We start from the raw sequence: 25549 nt of genomic DNA on the forward strand, positions 1-25549 counted from the left end.
AAAATAAAACCTGTTAAGGAATCGCTTCAATAAGTTTAAGAAACCTTAATCTTGGGTAGAACTAACTATAGAATCTTTGGGTTTTACGAGAAAATATTAGAAAGGGGCTTCCATTACGGAAGCATTTGAGATTATGAGTAAAATTAAAATGATAAGTCCCGCAGTTAAGAACATTCCCTGGCAGGAAAGACCTGAGAACCTTAGTGGAGCACCTGTATGGAGATATAATGAGAACCCTATTATCGGAAGAAACCCTGTAGAAGGCGTTGCAAGAATCTTCAACAGTGCGGTTATGCCTTATGGTGATGAGTTCATCGGAGTGTTCCGTGGTGAGCAGACAGACGGAATCCCTTACATTTACATGGGAAGAAGTAAAGATGCTATCCATTGGGATATCGAGCCGAATAAGATTCCTTTTGAAGATGAGAATGGTGAGCCTTTTATGCCTTTATATGCATACGATCCCCGTCTTGTAAAGGTTGAGGATACTTATTATATCATCTGGTGCCAGGATTTTTATGGTGCGGCAATCGGTATGGCTAAAACAACTGATTTCAAGAAATTCGTAAGACTTGAAAATCCCTTCATTCCTTACAACCGTAATGCAGTATTATTCCCTCGTAAAATTAACGGTAACTTCGTAATGCTCAGCCGTCCAAGCGACAGCGGACACACTCCTTTCGGTGATATCTTTATCAGTGAAAGCCCTGATATGGTGTACTGGGGCAAACACAGACATGTAATGGAAAAAGGTAAGAGCTGGTGGGAGAGCGTTAAGATCGGCGGAGGTGCCACTCCTATTGAGACCTCTGAAGGCTGGTTGATGTTCTATCACGGAGTAAGCAGTACCTGCAATGGTTTTGTATACAGCATAGGCGGTGCAATCCTTGATATTGACAATCCTTCCATTGTTAAATATCGTTGCAGCAAATTCATCTTAACTCCTGAAGAGTGGTATGAGGAAAGAGGTTTCGTTCCTAATGTATGCTTCCCTTGTGCAACAATCCATGATCCTGAATCAGGAAAGATCGCTATTTACTACGGAGCTGCTGACAGCTATGTAGCACTTGCTTTTACAGAAGTTGATGATATTGTTGCCTATATCAAAGAAAACAGCAAATTAACTGAAACAGATACCGAGATCGGAAAAAGATAATTAATATTACTAGGAAGCTATAAAAACAGCCTGAGGATGAACCAACCTCCCCAAAGTTAAACTTAATAATTTAACTTTGAGAGGCAGATTCATCCTCAGGCCGTTTTATCTATCCGTTATTACATTTTATCCATTTCTTCGCTTATGACATTGTGTTTGAAGAATCGAAAGAATTTGCTTTTTTCCTTGACCTCGTCTTTTCCGGTATCAGGGGAAGCATCCGCTACAGTTGCTGCATCCTTGTCTACTTCAACCTCCTCAAACAATTCCTCATACATTTCATGTTTCTCTTCATACTCTGCGCTATCTTTTAAGTTGCCCTGGTGATCCTCCTGAATAATATCATCCTCGTCTATGACGGTGCCGTAGGATTCTCTGATCATATTCTGAAAGGATTCAGATACAACTTCCCTGTAGTGATCCATTTCGCTGTCCGGATTGTACATTCTGATTTCTTCATTCAGGGACAGCATCTTGTGATCCAAAAAGGATACAATTTCCGCACATTCCTTTAATTCTTTGCTGATCCTCTCAGGTGCATTCCCTTCGAACTTATAATATATCTTATGTTCCAGGCTGGCCCAGAAATCCATTGCAATGGTACGAATCTGTATCTCTGCTTTTACATTGACCATGGTCTCAGAGAGATAGATGGGTACTGATATTATCATATGGTAACTTGTATATCCGTTAGGCTTTGGACACATCATATAATCCTTTACCTTCAGGACATTAACATCACTCTGTGCTGCAATAAGATCTGCAATACGGTAGATATCAGAAGTAAAAGAACAAATTATACGTATTCCTGCCACGTCATTTATATATTTAACAATATTCTCTACGGTTAATTCCCGGTTATTATGCCTTAGCTTTTTCGCTATACTTTGTGGTGATTTCATTCTGGAAGTTATGTGTTCTATGGGATTGTATTGATGATTCAGTTTAAATTCATTGTTCAGTATTTCAAGCTTTGTATTGATTTCCTTCAAAGCCGAGTCATACATGAGCATTACTTTTTTCCACTCGTCTTCTTCACTATAAAAAATAGGTAAATCCATTTCCGTCCTCCTTAAACAAGGAAAAGTCAATCCCGCGTTGTTATCCCATGTTTAAAATATTTTCCGATTAGTTGTATCTTACTGCAACTCCGCTTCACCAATCATTTTACATTATAGCATAGAAATATGAACAATTTTTGAATATAGTGAAAATTAATAAAAACTTTATCATTTTTATATGTTTTTCTAACAATCTGAATGATTTTTATAGGAAATATGCATTATATAGGGATATTTAGTGTTCTTAACCATACGCTTTTTAAACAGAAGGAAAGCTCCATGGCTTTTAAAACCCCTTAAAAGTCATGAAGCTTTCTTAACTAAAAATATGGCGTTACAGACTGGAATTTACATAAGAGTAATCTGTATCCATAAGTTTCTGGTTATCGTCTAACTGTGATACGCCATCCTTGCTAATCTTTTTTAATACTGTCATGGATACCAGTAAGAGAAGCGCTGATACCAATGCAATAAGCAGTAATATAAATAAGCTGGTAACTAAAGTTCCTTCGCCTAAACCTCCGCTGATAGCCTGACGGAAAGCATAAATCGAGTATGTCATAGGAAGAACCGGGTGTATTGCCTGGAAGAACTTATCCGTTAACTGCATAGGGAAGGTTCCGCCAGCACCGGCAAGCTGAAGTACTAAAAGTATCATAGCCACAAAACGTCCGGGATTATCAAAGGCTACAGATAACAGCATAATCAGGAGCATATAGGCATAGGCTGTTATTATGGCTGTTATATAGTAATGTCCGGTCTCTACTGTGGTTACCCCCAGAAGTTGCATGAAGCCTGCATCGATGACTGCCATTGCTGTTGCCGCAACGATACCTACGGATAATTTGGCAAGCCACCATTGTACTACAGGTTTACCTTTCATGGCAACTTTTCTGATAGGATAGATGAAGTTAAAGAGCATACATCCTACATACAGGGAAAGTGATAATACATAAGGAGCAAGCGCATGACCATAATTGGGCACATCACTGTATAAAGTCTCCTCTGAAGTACTTGGTGCTGCTATCATATCGATGGAATCATCCGATACCGCAAAGGAGTCTATGGTATCAGCACCCTCCTGTAAACCGTCGGACAGTTTTCCAGCACCGTCGGATAAGTCTGTCAGACCATCACCTAACTGTTTGGAACCGTCTGCTAATTTAGCTGCACCGTCATGGATATCTTCTGCACCTTTTGCTATTTTATCCATACCTGTTGATAATTTATCATTATTTTCTGCAAGTTTATTAAGACCTGCTGTTAATTCCTTGCTGCCTCCGGCTATTTTATCAATACCATTGTTCAAATCTGCTGCTTTGGTATCTAACTGATCTAAGCCCTTTGTTAACTGATCCACTCCTTCGGTATAAGAGGTAACACCAGTTTCCAGGCTTTTTGCTCCGGTAGCTAACTTACTGAGTCCCTCTGTCAAAGCAGGTGCCTGGGTAGAAATAGAACCAAAAGCTGTATCTAGCTTAGAAGTGCCCTCCACCAGTGCAGGCGTTTTTTCTGCAAGCTGACCTAAACCACCGGATATCTGACTGGCTGCTGTTCCAACCGTTTCATATCCTGCCAGAAGTTTTGCCGCACTCTGAAGGAGAACTGCCTGCTGCTCCTTGGGTAATTGACTGAAAGTGCTGTAATCAAGATACTTTGATACTCCGTTTACCTGATCCTTTGAAGGTATTCCTGCTGCCAGTGCTTTTGCTCCGGTATTAAGGGTTGACACTGCGCTGTTAACTGCTGTCATACCGTCAGCAAGCTGCTTCACACCTTCTGCATTTGAGCTTAAGGAACCAATGGTGGTACCAAGCTTTGTGTTTAACTCTGTGACACCATCCGATACCAGTTTGGCGCCATTCTTTAAATCTTCTGAATTCTCATTTAAGGTATCTGCTCCTTTTGCAGCTTTCTTAACGCCATTGGTATAGGTCTCAACACCGGTCTGGTATTGTGCCAGACCCTCCTTTAAGGTAGCTGCTCCCTTATTAGCTGAGAGGACACCGTCCAGGTAAGTACTCAGTCCAAGGCTCAGGGTATCCACACCATCACTGAAAGTTAAGCTGGCTTTGGACAACTTATCAAGGTTGCTGTAAATTGTTTCATTGCCTTCTTTCAACTTATCAGAACCATCTTTAATCTGCGAGGAAGCATCTGCAGCTTCCGTAATCTTACCACCCATATCTTCTACTTTATCAAAGATTGCAGATACATAAGCTTTTGTGACTTTCTCTGAAACCTTCGTCTGCAGTTCCTTGATTGCCTGAACACTTACGACTTTACCTAAATAATTCACACCGGCATTGGTTTCGTAATTAATAACCATCTGTGTAGGATCATCAGAAAGAACTGTCGCTGCATTGGCGGAAAAGTTCTCCGGGAAAGTTACTATCATATAGTACTTCTTATCCTTTAATCCCTGCAGGGCTTCCTTAGAGTTTACAAAATGCCACTCAAGGCTCTCATCCTCTTTTAACTCCTCCACTACATTATCACCAACGGATAAGGTCTGACCTTCAAAATCCACGGACTGATCCTCGTTCACAACCGCAATTGGAAGGTTCTCAGCCTTACCATAGGGATCCCACATTGATCTTAAGAAAAAAGAAGCATACAACAAAGGTATACAACATATTACGATAAAAGATACCAGCAGCAATTTATTTGCTTTAATCTTTTTCCATTCTGACTTTATCATTTCCATATATATTTATCCATCACCTTTCTGATCCATAAATCGAAGTCACTCCACTGTTCTGCCTTATTCCAGTTGATGGGCTGAATCTCCTTGCTGCCCAAGGTTTCCTGAAGTAGCTGGCTTACTGTTTTTGTTCTAAGTGCTTCCCTGTATAACATATCTGCTTCTGCAAAAGCATTTCGCATAACTACCGTACCCTGATTGGCAATGACCTGTATATCTTCAAATACCTGGTCAATAAGCCCGGAGTCCGGATAGGTCGTTATTGTTCCCTCCAATGCTTCTACTATCTCCAGCAGGTTTATGTCATCCGTATTTTTTGCCAGTGTAAATCCCCCATTATTACCAGATACTGAATTTACCAATTTTGCTACTACCAGTTTTCGTATGATTTTCTTCGTATAAGTCAGGGAACCTTTCAGTCGTTTATGGATTTCCTCCGATGCTACGGGTATGGAGTGTTCCTGTGTTGCTAGCAATGCTATAATACAAACGGCTTGCTCGATTCCTCTGGTTAATTTCATTCTCTCATCTCCTTTATTGATGTTTCATGTCCATTATAGACATTTCAAATCCACAATGGAATCATACTCTCCTTGAGCTAAAGTGTCAACAATCAATGTGACAAAAATTTTCATTAAAAATTGTATTTTTTATTCATTTTTTTATGCAACGTTTCCTTCACTCTCTCAGTACCTCAGCTGTGGGCTCCGCACACCGCTGACTTACTGTATATTTAAAGAGGTATTATTACAAGGGATCTCTATTATAAAAGTAATCTCATCAAGATATCCTTATCATAATTCTTGTTCTTGTACATAAAAGTTCTTATATTAATTAGACTATTCCCTATCCTCTTATTCTCTTAGACAACTTTTCGCCAGTACCTCCTTGTGCAGCCTTTTCTTAATATCACTACCTGATAAGCGGGTTGAGTTAAAGCTTAAGAATGAGCGTAGCAATCCAGTACCAGGTAGGAACATCTGTTGTTTATTTATAAGAAAATTAATTTGTCCATTAAAAATTCAATATTTTTTAAAATATATATTAAATTCATTCATTTTTTAGTTGACAAAAATTAGTAGTGTGTTATAATGTGAAAAGACTATAAAAGAAAGTGAGGTAAATAATATGTTTAATCGTAATTTTAATGCTGCAGCCAATAATACAAATAATAATTTAACTTTTATTACCTCAACGCATAATTCTTTTATATAGTGCAGTCCCAATTATAGACTACACATGTTAATATAATAATGAATTTTTAATGCCGTGGTAATGGACCACGGCTATTTTTTGCCCAAAAATAGGGAGGAGGATTTATGAAACTATCAAAATATATCAAACGATACTGGTACATCTACGCCATTGCCATTGTCTGTATGACGATAAGCATTGCCCTGGATATGTTATCACCACGAATATTAAAGCTTATTATTGATGATGTTATCGTTGCCGGTAAGGTGGAGCTTCTTACCAGACTTTTAATAACTATCTTTATGATTGGTGTAGGCAGAGCCCTGTTCGGCTACTTCAAAGAGGTTCTCTTCGATTCTGTCAGCTCTAAGATCGGTGCTGATATCAGAAGAAATCTGTTCCGTCATGTCCAGAGCCTGTCCCTGGATTACTTTGATAAGAACAATACCGGAGAACTTATGTCCCGCCTGAAGGATGATGTGGATAAAGTCTGGTCTGGTGTTGGCTTTATCGGAATGCTCGTAGTAGAGGTTATCCTGCACACCTCGCTGGTGCTCTACAGCATGTATACCCTAAGCCCCAAGCTTACTATCATACCGCTGATTGCAATGCCTATCGTTGCCTTTATTGCAATCAGGATGGAAAAGAAGCTGGATAATGTCTATGAAGAAATCAGCGAGGAAAATGCTAAGTTAAATCTGGTGGCCCAGGAAAACCTGGCCGGTGTCAGAACAGTGAAAGCTTTTGCAAGAGAAAAATTTGAAATTGGCAAATTTCTTTCTCACAACAAACGCTATTATGAACTAAACATGAGACAGTCCAAGGTACTTATAAAATACAATCCATTTTTTCAATTCATAACCAGGCTTCTTCCGGTTGTCATTATAGTAGCCGGTGGTTTTCTGGTAATTCAGGAAGACATAACCCTTGGTACCCTCGGTGCCTTTGCAGAATATGCCAACAATATAGTATGGCCTATGGAATTACTGGGCTGGCTCTTTAACGACATGGCCTCAGCTGCCGCATCAACTAAGAGAATCAACAAAATAATGATAGAAAAACCTACAGTTATTAACAAAGAGGATTCCACTCCCCTTGAAAAAGCTGCTGGTGATGTTGAATTTGAAAATGTCTCCTTTCATGTAAATGACACGACGGTTCTTAGAAATATAAGCTTCCACTTAGAACCAGGCAAGACCCTTGGTATCATGGGTGCCACTGGCTCAGGTAAGACTTCTGTTATCAATCTGCTGCAGCGCTTTTATGAAACAACAGAAGGTAATATTAAGCTGGATGGTATCAATGTAAAGGATCTGTCCCTTTATGATTTAAGAAAGAATATGGCACTGGTTATGCAGGATGTATTCTTATTCTCTGATACTGTAAATGAAAATGTAAAGATGGGTCAGCGTCCTCTGTTAACGGACCAGGAAGTTATACATGCCACTATACAGGCACAGGCTTCCGACTTTATTGAGAAAATGGATGATCAGTATGATACTGTAATTGGTGAACGAGGTGTTGGTCTTTCCGGCGGTCAGAAACAGCGAATCAGTATTGCAAGAGCACTTGCAAAGAAAACACCGATTCTTATTATGGATGATTCAACCTCTGCCCTGGATATGGAAACAGAGCATCTTATACAGAAGAATTTAAATGATCTGGAGCAAACGACTAAAATTGTTATCGCTCACAGAATTTCAGCCGTCAGAAACGCTGATGAAATTATCTTCTTAGAAGACGGTGCAATTGCAGAAAGAGGCACCCACGAATCTCTCCTTGAGAAGAAGGGCTTATATTATCAGACTTATATGGCTCAGTATGGGGATTATTTAACTGATAATTCTTTAAAGAGCTTGAAGAAGGATGTATCCCTCGTCCTATAAAATCAATTTATTGCAACACCTCTCAGCTCTTTCATATACAGGGTAAAGAGGTACAAAACCTGTAAAACGTATCAATTTTTAACTTAAATTATAGCAGTTAATCAATAATAGTTATCAGACAGGTTTATGTTAAACTCGCATGCGCCATAAAGCGCAGAAACGGAGGACTTATGTCAGTTAATGCAGTCAGGGTTGATGAGAATCTGGTCGGCCCCGGTAAAATAAATACTCTTTTAAGGCTCTTTCGCTATTTGTTAGCTTATAAAAGAGAAATTATTTCCGTGCTGTTGATTATGGGTGGTACTGTAACCATCAGTCTTTTAAACCCACTTATAATTGAGCACGCAATCAATGTCAACATAGCAGGTAAGGATGTTAACGGCCTCATAAAGCTTGGTATAGCTGCTGCTGCCTTGAACATTACCTATATACTGTTAGTAAAGCTTCGTATGTTTATAATGGCAAAGATAAGCAACACTGTTTTGCTTTCTATAAGACAGGAGCTTTACACCCACATCCAGAAGCTTAGTTTCAGCTTCTTTGACAGCCGCCCTACGGGTAAGATACTGGCACGTGTTATTGGTGATGTCAACTCCTTAAAGGACGTACTCACCAACAGTGTAACCACTCTGATCCCGGATTTTATAACCATAGTGGCAGTTGTCGTAATCATGATGGCAAAAGATTATAAGCTGGCTTTTGCAGCTTTAATAAGCCTTCCCTTACTTATTGTTGGTATGTGGCTTATTCAGGTTTACTCCCATGTCAGATGGCAGACATATCGAAAGAAGAATTCCAACCTGAATGCTTTTATCCATGAAGATTTATCCGGTATGCGTATTATCCAGAGCTTTACAGCTGAAAAGGAAACTTCCGATGCTTTTGACAGTATGCTCAATGAGCACAGAGGCTCCTTTATAAAAGCAATTCTCTTAAGTGATGCTTTTGGTCCTATTATCGATTTCTGCTGGGGTATTGGTACTGTTTCTCTTTTCTTCTTCGGAATAAAGATGACAGGAGACAATGTTACTCCCATCGGTACATTGATTGCCTTCAGTTCCTATATCTCCATGTTCTGGAGGCCAATTATGAATCTGAGCAACTTTTATAACCAGCTGGTAACCAATATATCCGGTGCAGAACGTATCTTTGAGATTATGGACACCGATCCTGATATCAACGATGAGAATGATTCCAAAGAACTTCCCCAAATCAAAGGTGAAGTATATTTTGATCATGTAACTTTTGCTTATGATAAAGATACTCAGGTCTTAAATGATGTAAGCTTTCATATCAAACCCGGTGAGACCATCGCTTTGGTTGGACCTACTGGTGCCGGTAAAACAACTGTGGTTAACCTGATCAGCCGTTTTTATGATATACAAGAAGGTAATATCTATATCGACGGTAATAATATCCGTAATGTATCCATTGAAAGCTTACGTATGCAGATGGGTATCATGACACAGGATAACTTCCTGTTCTCCGGTACTATAAAGGATAATCTGAAGTATGGTAAGCTAGATGCAACCGATGAAGAAATCATCGCTGCTGCCAAAGCAGTCAATGCCCATGACTTCATTATCAAAATGGAAAAAGGTTATGATACGGAATTAAAAGAAAGAGGAGCCGGGCTATCTGCCGGACAAAAGCAGCTCTTAGCCTTTGCCAGAACTATGGTATCCATGCCTAAAATTCTTATACTTGACGAGGCAACCTCAAGTATTGATACACATACAGAATTACTGGTACAGCAAGGTATCGAAGTTCTCCTAAAGGGACGTACCTCCTTCGTTATCGCCCATCGCTTGTCCACAATACAGAAAGCTGACAGAATCTTTTACATCGACAATGGAGGCATTGTTGAAGAAGGCAGCCCGAAAGAGTTACTGGAAAAGAAAGGCGCTTATTACGAGCTCTATATGGCTCAGTTTAAGAACCTTTAATTACGCTAAAAGCAACGGCTACCGAATTGATTATCTCCTACGATGCAGCTTTTCATCAATTCAAAATACCGTTGAGAATAAATCATAGTGATATCGTTTCTGATATCACAGGAATGGCTGATTTATACTGCTGTTCCATTCTTTAAGAGTTTTAATTCTTATAAAACGAAAGCAGGAAGCAGCCTATACGTGTTGCTTCCTGCTTTCGTTTACCTTCTTTTATTTACCTTCTTTTATTTACCTTCTTTTATTTACCTTCTTTCGTTTAACTTGTCCCCTGCTGCCTCCTTCTGATATAATGAAGCAATCAACATAGATCTAAGCAATTATGAATACCTATAACCGGAATGAGGAGTTAAGAATGGTAAGAATACTATTTTTAGAAGATGAGCCTACAATAAAAGAGGTTTTGATGGAATATATGAAAATGAAGCAATATGATGTCACACCTGCGGAAGATGGAAATGAAGCAATCCAGTTGCTGGAAGAGCAGGACTTCGATCTGGCCGTACTTGATATAATGGTTCCAGGTAAAAATGGACTCGAAGTACTACGCCACATCAGGGACAGAAAACCTTCCATGGCAGCTATCATGCTTACTGCTATTGATGACGAACCAACACAGGTAAAGGCTTTTAATCTCTATGCAGATGATTATGTAGTAAAACCTGTCTCACCTATAATATTACTGAAAAGAATAGAAACCATATTAAGAAGAACAGCTGTAGCAGATAAGAAAGCCGTAATAACAAAAGGACTTTACCTGAATGAAGAAGCCTATCAGGCCTTTTACGATAATGTATCCCTGCAGCTTACCTTAAGCGAGTTCCTGCTATTACATACTCTTAAAAAGGAAGCCATGCGTGCTTTTACAAGAGAACAGCTTATACTTAGAATATTTAACGAAGATTATATCGGCAATGACCGTATCATAGATGCACATATAAAGAATTTACGCAAGAAACTGCCTAAAAATTATATTCGCACGGTAATTGGTGTGGGTTATCAATTTAAGGAAGTTACAGCAGAAGCAGAATGAGGTGTTCCATGAATCTATCCAGAAAAACATTGATTTACAGCAGTATTATTTCATTGATAATTATGACGCTCTTAGTTGGCTATTTCATACTCATGGTACCATCACTTTATGTAGCTTACATGCAGGATAGAAATTATGCCTCAATCGTAAGCCTGCAGAAGGGTTATATGAAGACCGGCAGTTACGATAACCTTGAAGTGAAGAACCCCAGCGGTACGCTTACCGTTGAAATTCCGCTGACAGGGGATTACTTCTATGCGGTTAATCAGTTCTTTAAACTTACCGTTCACATAGATAATGAAGAGCTGCTTAAAATCCTTGATAAGCTGAGATACTATGCCAGAAATACGGATGAGATAAAGGACATACAGGAAGAGGATATCTCTTTTGATAAGTTTAAAGAACTGCTGACTCTTGATAAGTTCATTCCTGCGGATTACCCACTGCAATTTGACTTTAATTTTCATGAGTATAAAGAGGCCTATCAGCTAATTTCTTCAAAATTCCATAAGGAATCCTCAGAATTGTTGATATATGAATCTAATATAACGGACGGAAGCAATTTCTATACCAGTTATATAGCTTTAGGTTTGACGGATGCTTCCATTGATATTACCCTGCTGCCGGTTATGACTCCACGAATTGATGAGATAAAACCGGTTATACTTCAAAGTCTCCCAATGCTAATTGCTGTGTCGTTGCTGCTAATACTGATATCCTCCCAGCTCTTTTCAAGGCTTATCATAAATCCAATTATAAGATTGTCTAACCATGCGAGGCGAATGAAGTATTCTGAGGAATTGTATCTGAAACCAATACCGGTAACCGGAAACGACGAAATCAGCAGCCTCGCTGAAAGTCTGAATGAGCTGTACCTAAAGATTCAGAAAAGCTATCAGGAATTAGAAGAGAAAAATCAATATCTTGCAGAAGAAAATAAGAGGCAGGAGGTATTCTTACGTGCTTCCTCTCATCAGCTTAAGACTCCAATAGCTGCCGCCCTGCTCCTGGTAGAAGGCATGATTAATGAAATCGGAAAATACAAGGATACCAAAGCATATCTCCCCCAGGTAAAGGGGCAGCTTCAGTCCATGAAGAAGATTGTAGAGGATATCCTGTATCTGAACCACTGCTCTCCGGCAATACAAACAGATCCACTCTCATTGGATGACCTTATAATTGAGTGTATCAGCTATTACCAGGTTCAGTTGGACGAGAAAGCAATTCAAATAAGCACAACAGGACAGAGTAAAAGTCTTTACACCGATCCCGAATTGCTTAAAAAAATCCTTGATAACCTGCTATCCAATGCAATTAGCTTTACGCCGAAAGCAGGTAAGATAACCATATTATACGAAAGCAACCGATTATGTATCATAAACTCCAATGCTGCAATTGATGAGGAATTGCTTCCCCATGTGTTTGAACCCTTTGTATCCAGCATAACCAAGTCCCGGGCACATGGGCTTGGACTATATGTGGTATCTTATTATGCGAAATTACTGAAATTCCATGTAAAGCTCAGCAATATAAAAGAAGGCGTTATGGCTGAATTATATTTTTAATCTATTATATCAAACTTATACGATAGTAATATGTGCATTACACCTACATAGAATCTTCATTTCAAATTCATATGTTTTTGTTAAAATATATCCATCAGCAGAAAGCAGCTGGCGAAAGGATCAGAAATATCATGATGACAATCAATCAGGTAAAAGTTAGTTATGGTAATCAAATAGCCCTAACAATAAATAACCCTATAAGTTTTAAAGCCGGTGACCGTATCGGGATCATCGGCTCAAACGGTGCAGGGAAATCAACCTTTGTAAAAACCATTCTGGGTTTAACAAATTATCAGGGAAGTATTACAACCGACCTCCAACCAGAGGAAATGGCTGTGCATATGCAATACAATAATTATGCGAATACCATGGCCGTAAAGCATATAATAGAAGCCGTTCTGTATACCAGAATAAAAAAGAACAAACTCCTGCAGGATTTAATAACCTTTTTTGATTTTGAAGATTGTTTGAATAAGAAATACGCAGCTCTCTCAGGAGGTCAAAAACAGAGGCTTACCATCATACTTGTATTGATTCAAGACTCACCTCTGGTATTTTTTGATGAGGTAACCTCAGGCCTGGATTTCGAAACAAGACAAAAGCTTATGTCCAAGTTGGTGGATTGGTACAGTAATAAAAATACTACTTTGTGCGTAGTTTCACATTACTATGAGGAACTGGAACAACTGGTAAATAAGCTGTTAATATTAGAGCAAGGGCAAGTTGTAGATTTCGGCAGCAAAGAGGAGCTATTTCGTAAATATTGCGGAAAGACCGTAATAACACTTGATAATACGGAGCAAAACCAAAGAATTATGAGTAACTTCCCAAAACTTGCAGCACCTGCTCACTTAATCGCTCTCTCCTGTCATAATAATGAGGAAGAAAAACAGATAGCGGAAATTCTCATTAAAGAAGACATTAACTTTAAACGCAGTAATGATAATATTGAAATTATGTCCATCAATGCAAAATTGAGCTTTCAGAATAAAAAATAGATTATACCTATCAATAATTTAAAAGCAAGTATTTAAATAATAAATTTCATTTATAGTAACTTGCATCCACAGTAACTTATATTTACATTATCTTTCATTAATTATAACATTCATAATGACATCTATTAATAAAAGATGTCGACAAAAATTATATCTGTTTGAAAAGAGGTTTGTATTATGAATAAAAAAAGGCTCAATTGGTATTTAATCAGCTATGAACTACGAAATATAATCGGCAATATCTTTGTTATTTTTTTCGGTGTTTTCTTCCCAATTATTATGTCAGCCCTGTTCTCAGTCATGTTGAAATCGCAAATACCGGAAAATATGTATTCAGAAACCGTAACCGGTCTTTTTATAACCATGAGTATGATTATTCCAATGGCGGTCCTTCTTATTGGTTATGCAGCAAACTATTCACAGGAGTTGGAAAAGGATGTACCCTTACGCCTAAATCTCTTCGGTTTTACAGAAAAAACAATGCTGCTTGCAAAAATGGTATCCTATCTTATTTTTACAACCGCAGCCTTTATCATTTATGCAATAGTTGACTTATTCATACTTGATTTACAGACACCTAAAATCAGTTCTGCTGTCTTCTTTGTCCTATCCCTATACGCACTTTCTATAATATTTTTTATGCTGGCTCATGGATTGGCAACTATATTACGCAAATTCGGTCCCACCTACGCGGTATGCATGTTCCTCTATTTTGGCTTCATGATCTTATGCGGAATGATGGGTATTACTGTTGACCAGCTTCCTTCTGGTGTAAAGACCGTAGCAAAAGTATTTCCTATGTCCTATATAAGCAGTGACTTTATAACCTTCTGGCAGGGTGGTGAATATAACTTTGCACCTTTCGTCCAATCCCTCCTGTTCTTTGGAGCGGTTTCAGCTATCATACTAATCTTTAGTATTCGTAAAAACCAGAGAGTTCTAAAAGCAAATTAAGACCACTAAATAATTTTTCCTGAATCTGGCGTTTCCATTCTATAAAGAAACACTCTTCCTTAAGCATTTTAGGCACCGCCAACAAGCAAGCTTTACTCCAGGAAACAGAATCTTATTTATACAAAAAAACTGCCGGCAGGCCCTTCGATACACCTGCCGGCAACTTTTTATCATTTAAAATAGTGCCGTATAACATTAAAATCTTCTAGGCAGTGTTATGGTAAAGGTGGTCCCCTTCGTAAATTGTGATCGTACTTTTATTTTACCCGTATGACCAAGTACAATCAGTTTTGCAATAGATAATCCCAGGCCATGGCCTCCTATCTTTGCACCTCTGACCTGATCGGAACGATAGAATCGTTCAAATATATGCTCAACATCTTTTCTTGTCATACCCAGTCCGGTATCACTTACATTAATTACACAATCTCCGTCATCATCCTGGCAGGTTATTGTAATGGTATCCCCTTCCTCAGAATATTTAACAGCATTGTCGATAAATATACGAATAGCCTGCTTCAGAGCCTGTTTGTCACCATATACCTCTACATCCTGCAGAACAGATGCTTCTATAACACGGTCTTTTACAACAATCTTTGTCTCCTTTACCATTTCTTCCACAACATCGCACATGTTAAATCTATGTTTGTCCAGCTTTAGGGTTTTCTTATCATGCCTTGAAAGAAAAAGTAATTTCTCTACCAGATCCTGCATTGCTTTCGCTTCATTATTAATGGCGTCTATGGATTCCAGCATAACTTCTTTATTACTTGTTCCCCATCTGTTTAAGAGATTGGCATAACCCTGTATGACTGCTATAGGCGTACGAAGCTCATGAGAGGCATCGGATACAAATTGCTTCTGACTTTCATAGGAAATTTCCAAACGATCCAGCATATTGTTTATTACAGCTGCAAGATCCTTTAATTCATTTTTTGTACCTTCCACATTAAGCCGCCTGCTCCCAAGATTATTAACAGTAAGACGATTTGCAGTCTCTGACATCTCAAATATAGGCTCCAGCAAAGTCCTGTCACTCTTTTTTCCAAAATGGGTAATAACATATACCAAAAATAAATACAATAAACCAACGCAAAGCAAGAGCATATTTAATTCTTTAAGACTGGCGGCAAGGTCATACTGAAATAGGATATCAACTAAAGCTCCATTAACCACTACCTCCTTATGTTCTTCTACTATAACGGCCAGGTCGCTTTCATCAAAAACTCCACTGATATAAATTGAATCAAAGAGCTTTTTCTCTCCGGTAAGATCCTTTTCCAGGTTGTTAAAAAGAATAACTCCGGTATTATTATCCACTGCTTTATAATGAATGCCAAGCAAAGCAAAAGTACTGTCATTATTACTGGCGTTTTCCTCCGGAAAACCTTCTTCTACAGCTTCCTCCAATATTACCTCTGCGCTGTCATGCATCTGTAGCTTCTCACCCCACAAAAACAGAAGGGAGAAGAAACATAAAAACAGGACACCGTTTATTATTAGCAGCTTCAGATAATGAAGGGAAATTCGAAAAGCGATAGAAAAACGAAAATTTCCCAGCCAGACTTCCCGCTTCTTTCGGAAAGGAAGTACAATCCTTATAAGGAACTGCCTTAAGGATTCTTTAAAATTAACCTTCATCTTTAATAATGTAACCTACCCCTCTCACTGTGTTGATAAGGCGTATACCATACTTATCATCAATTTTCTGTCTCAGGTAGCGGATATATACATCTACTACATTGGTATCTCCCAGGTATTCATAATCCCAAACATTATTCAATAACTGCTCTCTGGTAATGGCAATGTTCTTATTTCTGATAAGATACTCTAATAATTCATATTCCTTTTTGGTCAGTACCAGCTCATCGTCTCCATAAAAAGCACTGTGGCCGGATAAATTAAGCTTTAGTTTTCCAATCTTGAGTATATCCTGTTTGGGCTGTACCTGCTTTGTATGGCGATTTAAGGCTACTCTTATTCTAGCCAGGAGTTCCTCAATGGCAAATGGCTTCGTCATATAGTCATCAGCCCCTATATCAAGCCCTGCTACCTTATCTGTAACATCATCCTTGGCAGTAAGCATTATAACCGGAACATCTGATTCCATACGAATTCTTCTGCACACCTCAATACCGCTGATACCAGGAAGCATTATATCCAGCAGTACCAGGCTTACCTCCTTTTGAAGAGCCTTCTCAAGACCTGTCCTGCCATCAGCAGCAATCTCTACCTCATAACCTTCATATTTTAATTCAAGCTCAACAAAGCGGGCTATTTTACTTTCATCTTCAACTATCAATATTTTAGGCATATACTACCCTCCTGTATATTATTCCATCTAAACTCATTCTATCTGCAAAAATAGCTATTTGCAATAACTTAATATTAAAATTCTATTAGAATTGAATACTTACAAGTATTAATATACAACAGAAGAAATAGGAATATAACTACTTATAAGGAACTAATGATTAGACTTTCCAGACATAAAGAAGGACATCCATAATTTATACATTATCATGGATGCCCTGCTATTGATACTAAACTATTATTTCAAATATACAATCTCTCACTCACATACTATTCTAATAATTGGCAGCAACTGAATATGCTTGCTTGAAACCAAAGAACATTTTCTTTCCAGACAATGGCCCAGTAGATCGACCTATTTCCACTTCAGTATTACTTAATTATTATCTGTATATTCATGCTTTCTTTCTATCATTACAAGACTGATTTAACAGCTGCAACTACATTTTCGGTTGTAAAACCAAACTTCTTAAATAACAAGCCTGCTGGTGCAGAAGCACCAAAGCCTTTCATTGTAACAGTAGTACCGTCAAGACCTACATATTTACCCCAGCCAAAATCAATTGCTGCTTCAACGGCAACTCTTGCTCTGACATTCTTAGGCAGTATACTATCCTTATATTCCTTGCTCTGCTCTTCAAAAAGGTCAATTGAAGGAACACTTACAACTCTTACGTCAATTCCTTCTTTTTTCAGCTCTTCCTTCGCATTGATACTGATCTCAACTTCGGAACCACTTGCCATAATAATAGCATCCGGTACTTCCTTCTCAGAAGGAGCAATGATATAAGCACCCTTTAAGGCATCTTTACTGGAACCTTTATACTGCGGCAGGTTCTGACGTGTCAGCACAAGGGCAGTAGGGGTTTTCTTTGAGGTAACTGCATAATACCATCCAGCTATTGTCTCTGTAGCATCTGCCGGTCTGAAAACAGTAAAGTTAGGCATAGCACGAAGCATTGCAAGCTGTTCGATAGGTTCATGTGTAGGTCCGTCTTCTCCAACACCAATACTGTCATGTGTAAGTACGAAAGTTAATGGAAGTCCCATTAAAGAAGAAAGCCTAGCCATAGGTTTTACATAATCGCTGAATACAAAGAATGTTGATACATAAGCCTTTAAACCGCCATGAAGTGCAAGACCGTTACCGATAGCTGCCATTGCAAGCTCTCTAACTCCAAAATGCAGGTTCCGTCCGGAATAATCCTCACTGGAGAAATCTCCTGCATCCTTCATATATGTCTTAGTAGAAGGAGCTAAATCTGCAGAACCTCCAATAAAACCAGGTATAATATCTTTCAAGCGGTTAATAACCATACCAGATAAGTTTCTGGTAGCATCCGGCTTATCAGGATATGACCAGAACTCCTCATTCTCTAAAAGCTCCTCAGCAATAGCCTCATTGTGGTACTTATCCCAGAGTTCTTTTAATTCAGGGTAAGCTTTCGCATAACTGCTAAAAAGTTCGTTCCAGTCAGCCTCTGCTTTTTCACTCTTTTTATTAACTTCCTCTATGTGCTTATATACTTCTGCAGGAACGTGGAAATCCTTATCTGCAGGGAATCCTAATTTTTCTTTTAATGCCTTGACATTATCTGCTCCAAGAGGTTCACCATGAGCACTAGCCATTCCTTCTCTGGGAGAACCATAACCAATCTTGGTCTTAACTGTGATTAAGGTGGGTCTGGTAGTATCCGCCTTAGCTGCTGTAATAGCCGCACCTATCTCTTCAAGATTATTACCATCTTCTACAACCAGTGTCTGGAAACCAAATGCTTCAAATCTCTTAGACACATCTTCTCTAAATGCTATATCCGTGTCACCCTCTATCGATATCTTATTAGAATCATAAAGAACAATTAACTTGCTCAGACCTAATGTTCCTGCTAAGGACATGGACTCATAGGAGATACCTTCCATCATACAGCCGTCGCCGCCTAAAACATAAGTATAGTGGTCAACTATCGGATAGTTTTCTTTATTAAATTTAGCTGACAGATGAGCTTCAGCCATTGCCATACCAACTGCCATTGCCATACCAGCGCCAAGAGGTCCTGTAGTAGCCTCTATACCAACAGTATGACCATATTCAGGATGGCCCGGTGTAAGGGAATCCAACTGTCTGAAGGATGCCAGATCTTCAACAGATAAACCGCCATATCCGAATAAATGGAGCAGAGAGTAAAGAAGTGCAGAACCATGTCCACCTGACAGGACAAAACGGTCCCTGTTTGTCCACTTAGGGTTCTTGGGATTGTGATTCATGTGATTCGCCCATACCTCATATGCCATAGCTGCTGCGCCAAGTGGCAGACCAGGATGTCCTGAATTTGCTTTCTGTACTGCATCCGCTGCTAATACGCGCAGTGAATTAACTGACAATGTATCAATATTACTCATTTTTGTCCTCCTAAATCCTTGTTAATCTCCAAAACCTATTTATCTTTTTGGAAATTTTATTATATTCAAAAGACTATTATTTAGTCCCTATTGAATTACCTCTTGATCTTTTTTATTCACCAAAAACTGCTCTATAATCCTTCTGAAACTTTTCAATTCCCTGATCTGTTAAGGGATGCTTTGTACACTGCTCAATAACACTGTAAGGTACTGTAGCTATGTGTGCACCAGCCAGTGCGCAATCAGTAACATGAATAGGGTTTCTGACGCTGGCAGCAATAATTTCTGACTGAAGATTATAGATTTCAAATATATCTGCGATAATTCTTATCAAATCAATACCAGGTGATGAAATATCATCCAAACGTCCCAGAAAAGGTGATACATATGTTGCACCCGCTCTGGCTGCCAGTAATGCCTGGTTTGCAGTAAAAATAAGAGTTACGTTTGTTTTGATTCCTTCGGAAGAAAGAACCTTTGTAGCTTTAAGACCTTCCACAGTCATTGGTATCTTAACAACCATGTTAGGATGAATCTTTGCAATCTCTCTGCCTTCTGCTATCATTCCTTCTGCATCTACAGTAGTAGCCTTTACTTCTCCGCTAATTGGTCCGTCTACGATTGCAGTAATTTCTTTAATAACCTCTACGAAATCTCTTCCTTCTTTTGCAATGAGTGATGGATTGGTAGTTACTCCACAAATTACACCCATTTCATTTGCTTTCTTAATGTCCTCAACATTCGCTGTGTCAATAAAAAATTTCATAAGACAATCCTCCGTTCAGTTTACCATTATAGGTATGTACTGATTTACTAAATTATTTTAGATACTTGTAAACAAATTAACTTAAACCGTTCTAAATCCAATCACATAGATAAATATACTATAATATAAGCAGTAATGCAATAGTTTAATGACAAAACTTTATCTGGATTTAAAAAACACAAATTTTCTTTGAGAAATATCTAAATTATTTTATATTTTATTGTCTTTTTCATATAAATATTTCATTGAGCTTCATAAAGCGATGTATATCTATTAAATAATTTATAAATAGAATTCTATATTACTATATAAAATAAAGGAATTTAGAATATGTTAAAACTCCTTAAATACTGTTTGGGATATTCATAAGGTATTCTCTTTTCTCTTGCAGTATTTAAAACCCAATAAGGATTTCTTAACAACTCTCTTCCAATAGCGATCAAATCTGCTCTTTTATTTGCTATAATCTCTTCTGCAATATCTGGAGTATTAATTAACCCGACAGCAATTACAGGAACCATACAACTTTCCCTTAGATATCTGGCGGCCTCTACCTGATAACCTGGATAGGAGTCTATCTCAGCATGTGCAACACCACCTGAACTAACATGTAAGATATCAAACAATGATTTAAAATCTTTCAGGATATCACTCATAAATTCTGGTGTCATTCCTCCTTGAAGGTAATCATCAGCTGAAACTCTTACGATAATGGGTTTTTCTTTAGGCCAGACCTCTTTTACTGCTTCCAGTATTTCCTTAAGAAAACGTCCATTATTAGCAGCATTACCGTTATATTCGTCCTTACGCTTATTCGATATAGGGGATAAAAACTCACTTATGAGATAACCATGTGCTCCATGTATTTCTATAGCATCGAATCCTGCTTTATCAGCTCTTATAGCAGCCATTCTGAAGTCTCTGACAACCGCTTTGATTTCAGATAATGTTAATTCATGAGGAATCTGGCTCTTATCATCAAAAGCTATGGCACTAGGAGCTACGATTCTTTCATTAGGGGCTGTACACTTACGTCCGGCATGTCCTAACTGAATTGCCATTTTACTCCCCTGCTCATGGCATACCTTAACAATCTGCTTTAGACCAGCGATTTGTCCATCTTCCCATAAACCAAGATCTTTCTCTGTAATCCGTCCATTAGGTGAAACTGCAGTAGCCTCCATTATTATTAAACCTACACCTCCTACTGCTCTGGTGACATAGTGAGTAAAATGAAATTCATTGGCATATCCTGTTTCATCGGATGAATACATACACATAGGCGGCATAACTACTTTATTCTTTAACAACAGGTCTTTTATTTTGAATTCTTCGAAGATCTTCATTCTATACCTCCTGCTAGATATTTAAATCACTAAGTACTTTTCGTTTGCATGAATTACACAAATTAAATCCCATCTATTTGAGTGTACTTCAAATTAAAAACTTCTACTCTTTAAAATACCACACTATAATAATTATACACTAAATAAATATAAATTAACATTACTATTTGGCTTATAAGCTATTTTCTCTATACTGTTGCATTATAAGTATCTGAACAGGTCATCAAAAGTAAAATTCAATAAAACGCTATACTTACTTGATTATTAGTTATCATCACGATATAAGGAGTAGATTGTACAGAGCCAAATTTTAAAAATGTTAAAGATGATGAAAACAATCAAACACAAGTATCTGATTGAAACAATAGTTTAGTAAATACAATCATTACTTTAATTATTCATTACAAAAAAAACTTCGATATAACAAAAAATCCACTGTAACATAAATTACAGTGGATTTTATCAACTATTCGTTTATAATTTGTGGATAAGCTTATTATTTATTTAACAAATAACGTTCTTAACTTGTATATAAACCGATTATGAGACATCCGGGATTCGAACCCGGGACACCTTGATTAAAAGTCAAGTGCTCTACCAACTGAGCTAATATCCCAAATTTACTGAATCTAAAAAATCCAATAAAAAATGCCCAGAGCCGGAATCGAACCAGCGACACGAGGATTTTCAGTCCTCTGCTCTACCGACTGAGCTATCTGGGCAAGGCCAACATCATTGACTCAATTTCTTTCGAAAACTGCATGTTTTCGGATTGCGGGGACAGGATTTGAACCTATGACCTTCGGGTTATGAGCCCGACGAGCTTCCAGACTGCTCCACCCCGCGATATTATTTTTTATTATTTTAAAACAAATGGATGGAGAAGGATTCGAACCTTCGAAAGCGTCGCTAACAGATTTACAGTCTGCCCCCTTTGGCCACTCGGGAATCCATCCATATTTTTTTTATAAGTGTTTTCACACTCAAGCCGACGATCGGACTCGAACCGATAACCTGCTGATTACAAGTCAGCTGCTCTGCCAATTGAGCCACGTCGGCATTTTTAGGTAAATGGGACCTATAGGGCTCGAACCTATGACCCTCTGCTTGTAAGGCAGATGCTCTCCCAGCTGAGCTAAGATCCCATATTTATTACCAACGACCCGGAAGGGACTCGAACCCTCGACCTCCGCCGTGACAGGGCGGCGCTCTAACCAACTGAGCCACCGGGCCAATACTTGACATTCACTTACACATTAATTCATCCGATAAAAACCATTTTTAGGTCAAGCCCTCGACCTATTAGTATTAGTCAGCTGCATGTGTTACCACACTTCCACCTCTAACCTATCCACCTGATCGTCTTTCAGGGGTCTTACTGCATTCGCATGGGATATCTTATCTTAAGGGGGGCTTCACGCTTAGATGCCTTCAGCGTTTATCCCGTCCCGACTTGGCTACTCGGCCATGCACTTGGCAGTGCAACCGATACACCAGAGGTCAGTCCAACCCGGTCCTCTCGTACTAAGGTCAGCTCCTTTCAAATATCCTACGCCCGCGCCGGATAGGGACCGAACTGTCTCACGACGTTCTGAACCCAGCTCGCGTACCGCTTTAATGGGCGAACAGCCCAACCCTTGGGACCTAATACAGCCCCAGGATGCGATGAGCCGACATCGAGGTGCCAAACCACTCCGTCGATGTGAACTCTTGGGAGTGATAAGCCTGTTATCCCCAGGGTAGCTTTTATCCGTTGAGCGATGGCAATCCCACTTTATACCACCGGATCACTAAGTCCTACTTTCGTACCTGCTCCACCCGTCGGTGTCGCAGTCAAGCCCTCTTATGCCTTTGCACTCTGCGGATGGTTTCCGTCCATCCTGAGAGGACCTTTGAGCGCCTCCGATACCCTTTCGGAGGCGACCGCCCCAGTCAAACTCCCCACCTGACATTGTCCACTGCCCGGATCACGGGCACATGTTAGAAACCCAGTACTGCAAGGGTGGTATCCCAACAACGGCTCTGCGGCAACCGGAGTCACCGCTTCATAGCCTCCCACCTATCCTGTGCATGCAATACCGAATCCCAGTATCAAGCTAGAGTAAAGCTCCATGGGGTCTTTCCGTCCTGGCGCAGGTAACCAGCATCTTCACTGGTATTTCAATTTCACCGGGTGCATTGTCGAGACAGTGCCCAAATCATTACGCCTTTCGTGCGGGTCGGAACTTACCCGACAAGGAATTTCGCTACCTTAGGACCGTTATAGTTACGGCCGCCGTTTACTGGGGCTTAAGTTCAACGCTTCGGGTTACCCCTAACATCTCCCCTTAACCTTCCAGCACCGGGCAGGCGTCAGCCCATATACTTCACCTTACGGTTTTGCATAGACCTGTGTTTTTGCTAAACAGTTGCTTGGGCCAATTCTCTGCGGCCTGTATTTCTACAGGCACCCCTTCTCCCGAAGTTACGGGGTCATTTTGCCGAGTTCCTTAACAATGCTTCTCCCGTCGGCCTTAGGATTCTCTCCTCATCCACCTGTGTCGGTTTACGGTACGGGCTTATAAAAAACAATAGCGGCTTTTCTTGGCAGTGCCTCCATCAGCTTCCCTACTTATATTTCGGTCCACATCACGTCTTCCCATTATGGAACGGATTTTCCTGCTCCACTGGTACCTCGCTTGTACCGGGTATTCCTCACCCGGCTCTGACTTTGTCTCTGCGTCCCCACAGTTCTGTTTTTATAAGGTACAGGAATTTCAACCTGTTGTCCATCGACTACGTCTTTCGACCTCGCCTTAGGTCCCGACTTACCCAGAGCAGATCAGCTTTACTCTGGAAACCTTAGATATTCGGCCTGAAAGATTCTCACTTTCATCTCGCTACTCATTCCGGCATTCTCTCTTCTTATCCCTCCACGACTCCTTACGGTATCGCTTCGTCGGTATTAAGAATGCTCCTCTACCACAGTAGTATTCACTACTATCCACAGCTTCGGTGTCGTGTTTTAGCCCCGGACATTTTCGGCGCAGGACCTCTCGACTAGTGAGCTATTACGCACTCTTTTAATGTGTGGCTGCTTCTAAGCCAACATCCTAGTTGTTTTCGAAATCCCACATCCTTTTCCACTTAACACGCACTTTGGGACCTTAGCTGGTGGTCTGGGCTTTTTCCCTTTTGACTACCCAACTTATCTCGTGTAGTCTGACTCCTGGTCATCATCTATATGGCATTCGGAGTTTGATAATCTTCGGTAAGCTTTGACGCCCCCTAGGATATTCAGTGCTCTACCTCCATTAGACTAAACCAAGGCTAGCCCTAAAGCTATTTCGAGGAGAACCAGCTATCTCCGGGTTCGATTGGAATTTCTCCCCTACCCACACCTCATCACCACCCTTTTCAACGGATGTGTGTTCGGTCCTCCACCGCCTTTTACGGCAGCTTCAACCTGGACATGGGTAGATCACCCGGTTTCGGGTCTACTTTTACTGACTTATTCGCCCTATTCAGACTTGGTTTCCCTTCGGCTCCGAGTCTTAAACTCTTAACCTTGCCAGTAAACGTAACTCGCCGGACCGTTCTACAAAAAGTACGCGGTTCACCTGTAAATAGGTGTTCCACAGCTTGTAAACACAGGGTTTCAGGTTCTCTTTCACTCCCCTCCCGGGGTTCTTTTCACCTTTCCTTCACAGTACTATGCACTATCGGTCACTAAGTAGTATTTAGCCTTGGGGGGTGGTCCCCCCTAATTCCCACAAGGTTTCTCGTGTCTCGTGGTACTTCGGATCCCGCTCGCTGACTTCCGGTTTCGCATACGAGGCTTTCACTCTCTTTGGCTGGCTTTCCCAAAACCATTCTGCTACCTTTCATCTCACTTGTTGCGGTCCATAACCCCAGAAGATAAATCTTCTGGTTTAGGCTCTTTCCATTTCGCTCGCCACTACTCTGGAAATCGAGTTTTCTTTCTCTTCCTCCGGGTACTTAGATGTTTCAGTTCCCCGGGTTCCCTCTATTAAGCTATGTATTCACTTAATAGTAACGGAGGTTTGCTCCGTCAGGTTTCCCCATTCAGAAATCTGCGGGTCAAAGGATATTTGCTCCTCACCGCAGCTTATCGCAGCTTATCACGTCTTTCATCGGCTCTTAGTGCCAAGGCATCCACCCTGCGCTCTTATTAGCTTGACCTATGATTTCTGTTCTAAGAACACAAATCTCGCCTGTCTA

At 39.7% G+C, this 25549-nt stretch carries 14 protein-coding genes, 7 tRNA genes, 1 rRNA gene and 1 pseudogene; 7 read left to right on the forward strand and 16 right to left on the reverse strand.

Going from position 1 to position 25549, the window contains the following annotated elements:
- Nucleotides 1-133: 133 nt before the first annotated feature.
- Complete coding sequence (locus tag R2R35_RS12060) at nt 134-1156, forward strand: glycoside hydrolase family 130 protein (RefSeq protein ID WP_317730074.1); 1023 nt, start codon at nt 134-136, stop codon at nt 1154-1156.
- Nucleotides 1157-1581: 425 nt separating this feature from the next.
- Here R2R35_RS12060 and R2R35_RS12065 read toward each other — a convergent pair.
- From R2R35_RS12065 to R2R35_RS12075, 3 genes and pseudogenes are all read right to left on the reverse strand, one after another.
- Nucleotides 1582-2217: pseudogene (locus R2R35_RS12065) on the reverse strand (GTP pyrophosphokinase); the annotation flags it as partial.
- Between the two features lie 334 nt (nt 2218-2551).
- Nucleotides 2552-4924, reverse strand: a complete 2373-nt coding sequence (locus tag R2R35_RS12070; protein ID WP_317730075.1) for a YhgE/Pip domain-containing protein — start codon at nt 4922-4924, stop codon at nt 2552-2554.
- Nucleotides 4915-5442, reverse strand: a complete 528-nt coding sequence (locus R2R35_RS12075) for an Rrf2 family transcriptional regulator (protein ID WP_317730076.1) — start codon at nt 5440-5442, stop codon at nt 4915-4917. The genes R2R35_RS12070 and R2R35_RS12075 overlap by 10 nt, the downstream gene beginning before the upstream one ends.
- Nucleotides 5443-6240: 798 nt before the next feature.
- Here R2R35_RS12075 and R2R35_RS12080 point away from each other — a divergent pair.
- From R2R35_RS12080 to R2R35_RS12105, 6 genes are all read left to right on the forward strand, one after another.
- Entirely contained in the window at nt 6241-8001 is a 1761-nt protein-coding gene (locus R2R35_RS12080) for an ABC transporter ATP-binding protein (protein WP_317730077.1), read from the forward strand.
- 170 nt (nt 8002-8171) lie between these two features.
- Nucleotides 8172-9947, forward strand: coding sequence for an ABC transporter ATP-binding protein (locus R2R35_RS12085; RefSeq protein WP_317730078.1), 1776 nt, complete (start codon nt 8172-8174; stop codon nt 9945-9947).
- A 361-nt stretch (nt 9948-10308) separates the two neighbouring features.
- Complete coding sequence (locus R2R35_RS12090) at nt 10309-10986, forward strand: response regulator transcription factor (protein WP_317730080.1); 678 nt, start codon at nt 10309-10311, stop codon at nt 10984-10986.
- Between the two features lie 8 nt (nt 10987-10994).
- A complete protein-coding gene (locus R2R35_RS12095; protein WP_317730081.1) occupies nt 10995-12551 on the forward strand; it encodes a HAMP domain-containing sensor histidine kinase in 1557 nt (518 codons plus the stop codon).
- 131 nt (nt 12552-12682) lie between these two features.
- Nucleotides 12683-13549 (forward strand): ABC transporter ATP-binding protein, encoded by an 867-nt coding sequence (locus R2R35_RS12100; protein ID WP_317730082.1) that lies wholly within the window; start codon nt 12683-12685, stop codon nt 13547-13549.
- A 177-nt stretch (nt 13550-13726) separates the two neighbouring features.
- Nucleotides 13727-14503: an ABC transporter permease gene (locus tag R2R35_RS12105; protein ID WP_317730084.1), complete on the forward strand. Its 777-nt coding sequence runs from the start codon at nt 13727-13729 to the stop codon at nt 14501-14503.
- A gap of 195 nt (nt 14504-14698) precedes the next feature.
- On the opposite strand, the gene R2R35_RS12110 is transcribed toward R2R35_RS12105, so the two are convergent.
- The 13 genes from R2R35_RS12110 to R2R35_RS12170 all read right to left on the reverse strand — a co-directional run bounded on the left by R2R35_RS12110 (nt 14699) and on the right by R2R35_RS12170 (nt 25510).
- Nucleotides 14699-16144, reverse strand: coding sequence for a sensor histidine kinase (locus tag R2R35_RS12110; protein WP_317730085.1), 1446 nt, complete (start codon nt 16142-16144; stop codon nt 14699-14701).
- Complete coding sequence (locus R2R35_RS12115) at nt 16134-16817, reverse strand: response regulator transcription factor (protein WP_317730086.1); 684 nt, start codon at nt 16815-16817, stop codon at nt 16134-16136. The genes R2R35_RS12110 and R2R35_RS12115 overlap by 11 nt, the downstream gene beginning before the upstream one ends.
- 413 nt (nt 16818-17230) lie before the next feature.
- On the reverse strand, nt 17231-19216 hold the full coding sequence (gene tkt, locus R2R35_RS12120; protein WP_317730087.1) for a transketolase: 1986 nt from the start codon (nt 19214-19216) through the stop codon (nt 17231-17233).
- Between the two features lie 112 nt (nt 19217-19328).
- Nucleotides 19329-19982 carry a fructose-6-phosphate aldolase gene (gene fsa / locus R2R35_RS12125; protein ID WP_317730089.1) on the reverse strand — a complete coding sequence of 218 codons (654 nt, stop codon included), beginning with the start codon at nt 19980-19982 and terminating at the stop codon, nt 19329-19331.
- A 323-nt stretch (nt 19983-20305) separates the two neighbouring features.
- The gene (gene namA, locus R2R35_RS12130; RefSeq protein WP_317730090.1) at nt 20306-21328 is read right to left on the reverse strand and encodes an NADPH dehydrogenase NamA; all 1023 of its coding nucleotides are present in this window, start codon (nt 21326-21328) and stop codon (nt 20306-20308) included.
- A 543-nt stretch (nt 21329-21871) separates the two neighbouring features.
- A tRNA-Lys gene (locus tag R2R35_RS12135) sits at nt 21872-21944 on the reverse strand.
- Between the two features lie 33 nt (nt 21945-21977).
- A tRNA-Phe gene (locus R2R35_RS12140) sits at nt 21978-22050 on the reverse strand.
- A gap of 50 nt (nt 22051-22100) precedes the next feature.
- Nucleotides 22101-22174: transfer RNA gene (locus tag R2R35_RS12145), tRNA-Met, on the reverse strand.
- A gap of 28 nt (nt 22175-22202) precedes the next feature.
- Nucleotides 22203-22284: transfer RNA gene (locus R2R35_RS12150), tRNA-Tyr, on the reverse strand.
- Between the two features lie 30 nt (nt 22285-22314).
- Nucleotides 22315-22387 (reverse strand) — tRNA-Thr (locus R2R35_RS12155).
- 13 nt (nt 22388-22400) lie between these two features.
- Nucleotides 22401-22473 (reverse strand) — tRNA-Val (locus R2R35_RS12160).
- 14 nt (nt 22474-22487) lie between these two features.
- A tRNA-Asp gene (locus R2R35_RS12165) sits at nt 22488-22561 on the reverse strand.
- A 49-nt stretch (nt 22562-22610) separates the two neighbouring features.
- Nucleotides 22611-25510 (reverse strand): 23S ribosomal RNA (locus R2R35_RS12170).
- Nucleotides 25511-25549: the final 39 nt, after the last annotated feature.

Source organism: Anaerocolumna sp. AGMB13020, from assembly GCF_033100115.1.
In the GTDB taxonomy this organism is placed as follows: domain Bacteria; phylum Bacillota; class Clostridia; order Lachnospirales; family Lachnospiraceae; genus Anaerocolumna.

Bases quoted from the DNA above. Each gene is read 5' to 3' on its own strand.
- R2R35_RS12060 (WP_317730074.1), top strand. From the start codon at position 134: ATGAGTAAAATTAAAATGATAAGTCCCGCAGTTAAGAACATTCCCTGG.
- R2R35_RS12070 (WP_317730075.1), bottom strand. From the start codon at position 4,924: ATGGAAATGATAAAGTCAGAATGGAAAAAGATTAAAGCAAATAAATTG.
- R2R35_RS12075 (WP_317730076.1), bottom strand. From the start codon at position 5,442: ATGAAATTAACCAGAGGAATCGAGCAAGCCGTTTGTATTATAGCATTG.
- R2R35_RS12080 (WP_317730077.1), top strand. From the start codon at position 6,241: ATGAAACTATCAAAATATATCAAACGATACTGGTACATCTACGCCATT.
- R2R35_RS12085 (WP_317730078.1), top strand. From the start codon at position 8,172: ATGTCAGTTAATGCAGTCAGGGTTGATGAGAATCTGGTCGGCCCCGGT.
- R2R35_RS12090 (WP_317730080.1), top strand. From the start codon at position 10,309: ATGGTAAGAATACTATTTTTAGAAGATGAGCCTACAATAAAAGAGGTT.
- R2R35_RS12095 (WP_317730081.1), top strand. From the start codon at position 10,995: ATGAATCTATCCAGAAAAACATTGATTTACAGCAGTATTATTTCATTG.
- R2R35_RS12100 (WP_317730082.1), top strand. From the start codon at position 12,683: ATGATGACAATCAATCAGGTAAAAGTTAGTTATGGTAATCAAATAGCC.
- R2R35_RS12105 (WP_317730084.1), top strand. From the start codon at position 13,727: ATGAATAAAAAAAGGCTCAATTGGTATTTAATCAGCTATGAACTACGA.
- R2R35_RS12110 (WP_317730085.1), bottom strand. From the start codon at position 16,144: ATGAAGGTTAATTTTAAAGAATCCTTAAGGCAGTTCCTTATAAGGATT.
- R2R35_RS12115 (WP_317730086.1), bottom strand. From the start codon at position 16,817: ATGCCTAAAATATTGATAGTTGAAGATGAAAGTAAAATAGCCCGCTTT.
- tkt (WP_317730087.1), bottom strand. From the start codon at position 19,216: ATGAGTAATATTGATACATTGTCAGTTAATTCACTGCGCGTATTAGCA.
- fsa (WP_317730089.1), bottom strand. From the start codon at position 19,982: ATGAAATTTTTTATTGACACAGCGAATGTTGAGGACATTAAGAAAGCA.
- namA (WP_317730090.1), bottom strand. From the start codon at position 21,328: ATGAAGATCTTCGAAGAATTCAAAATAAAAGACCTGTTGTTAAAGAAT.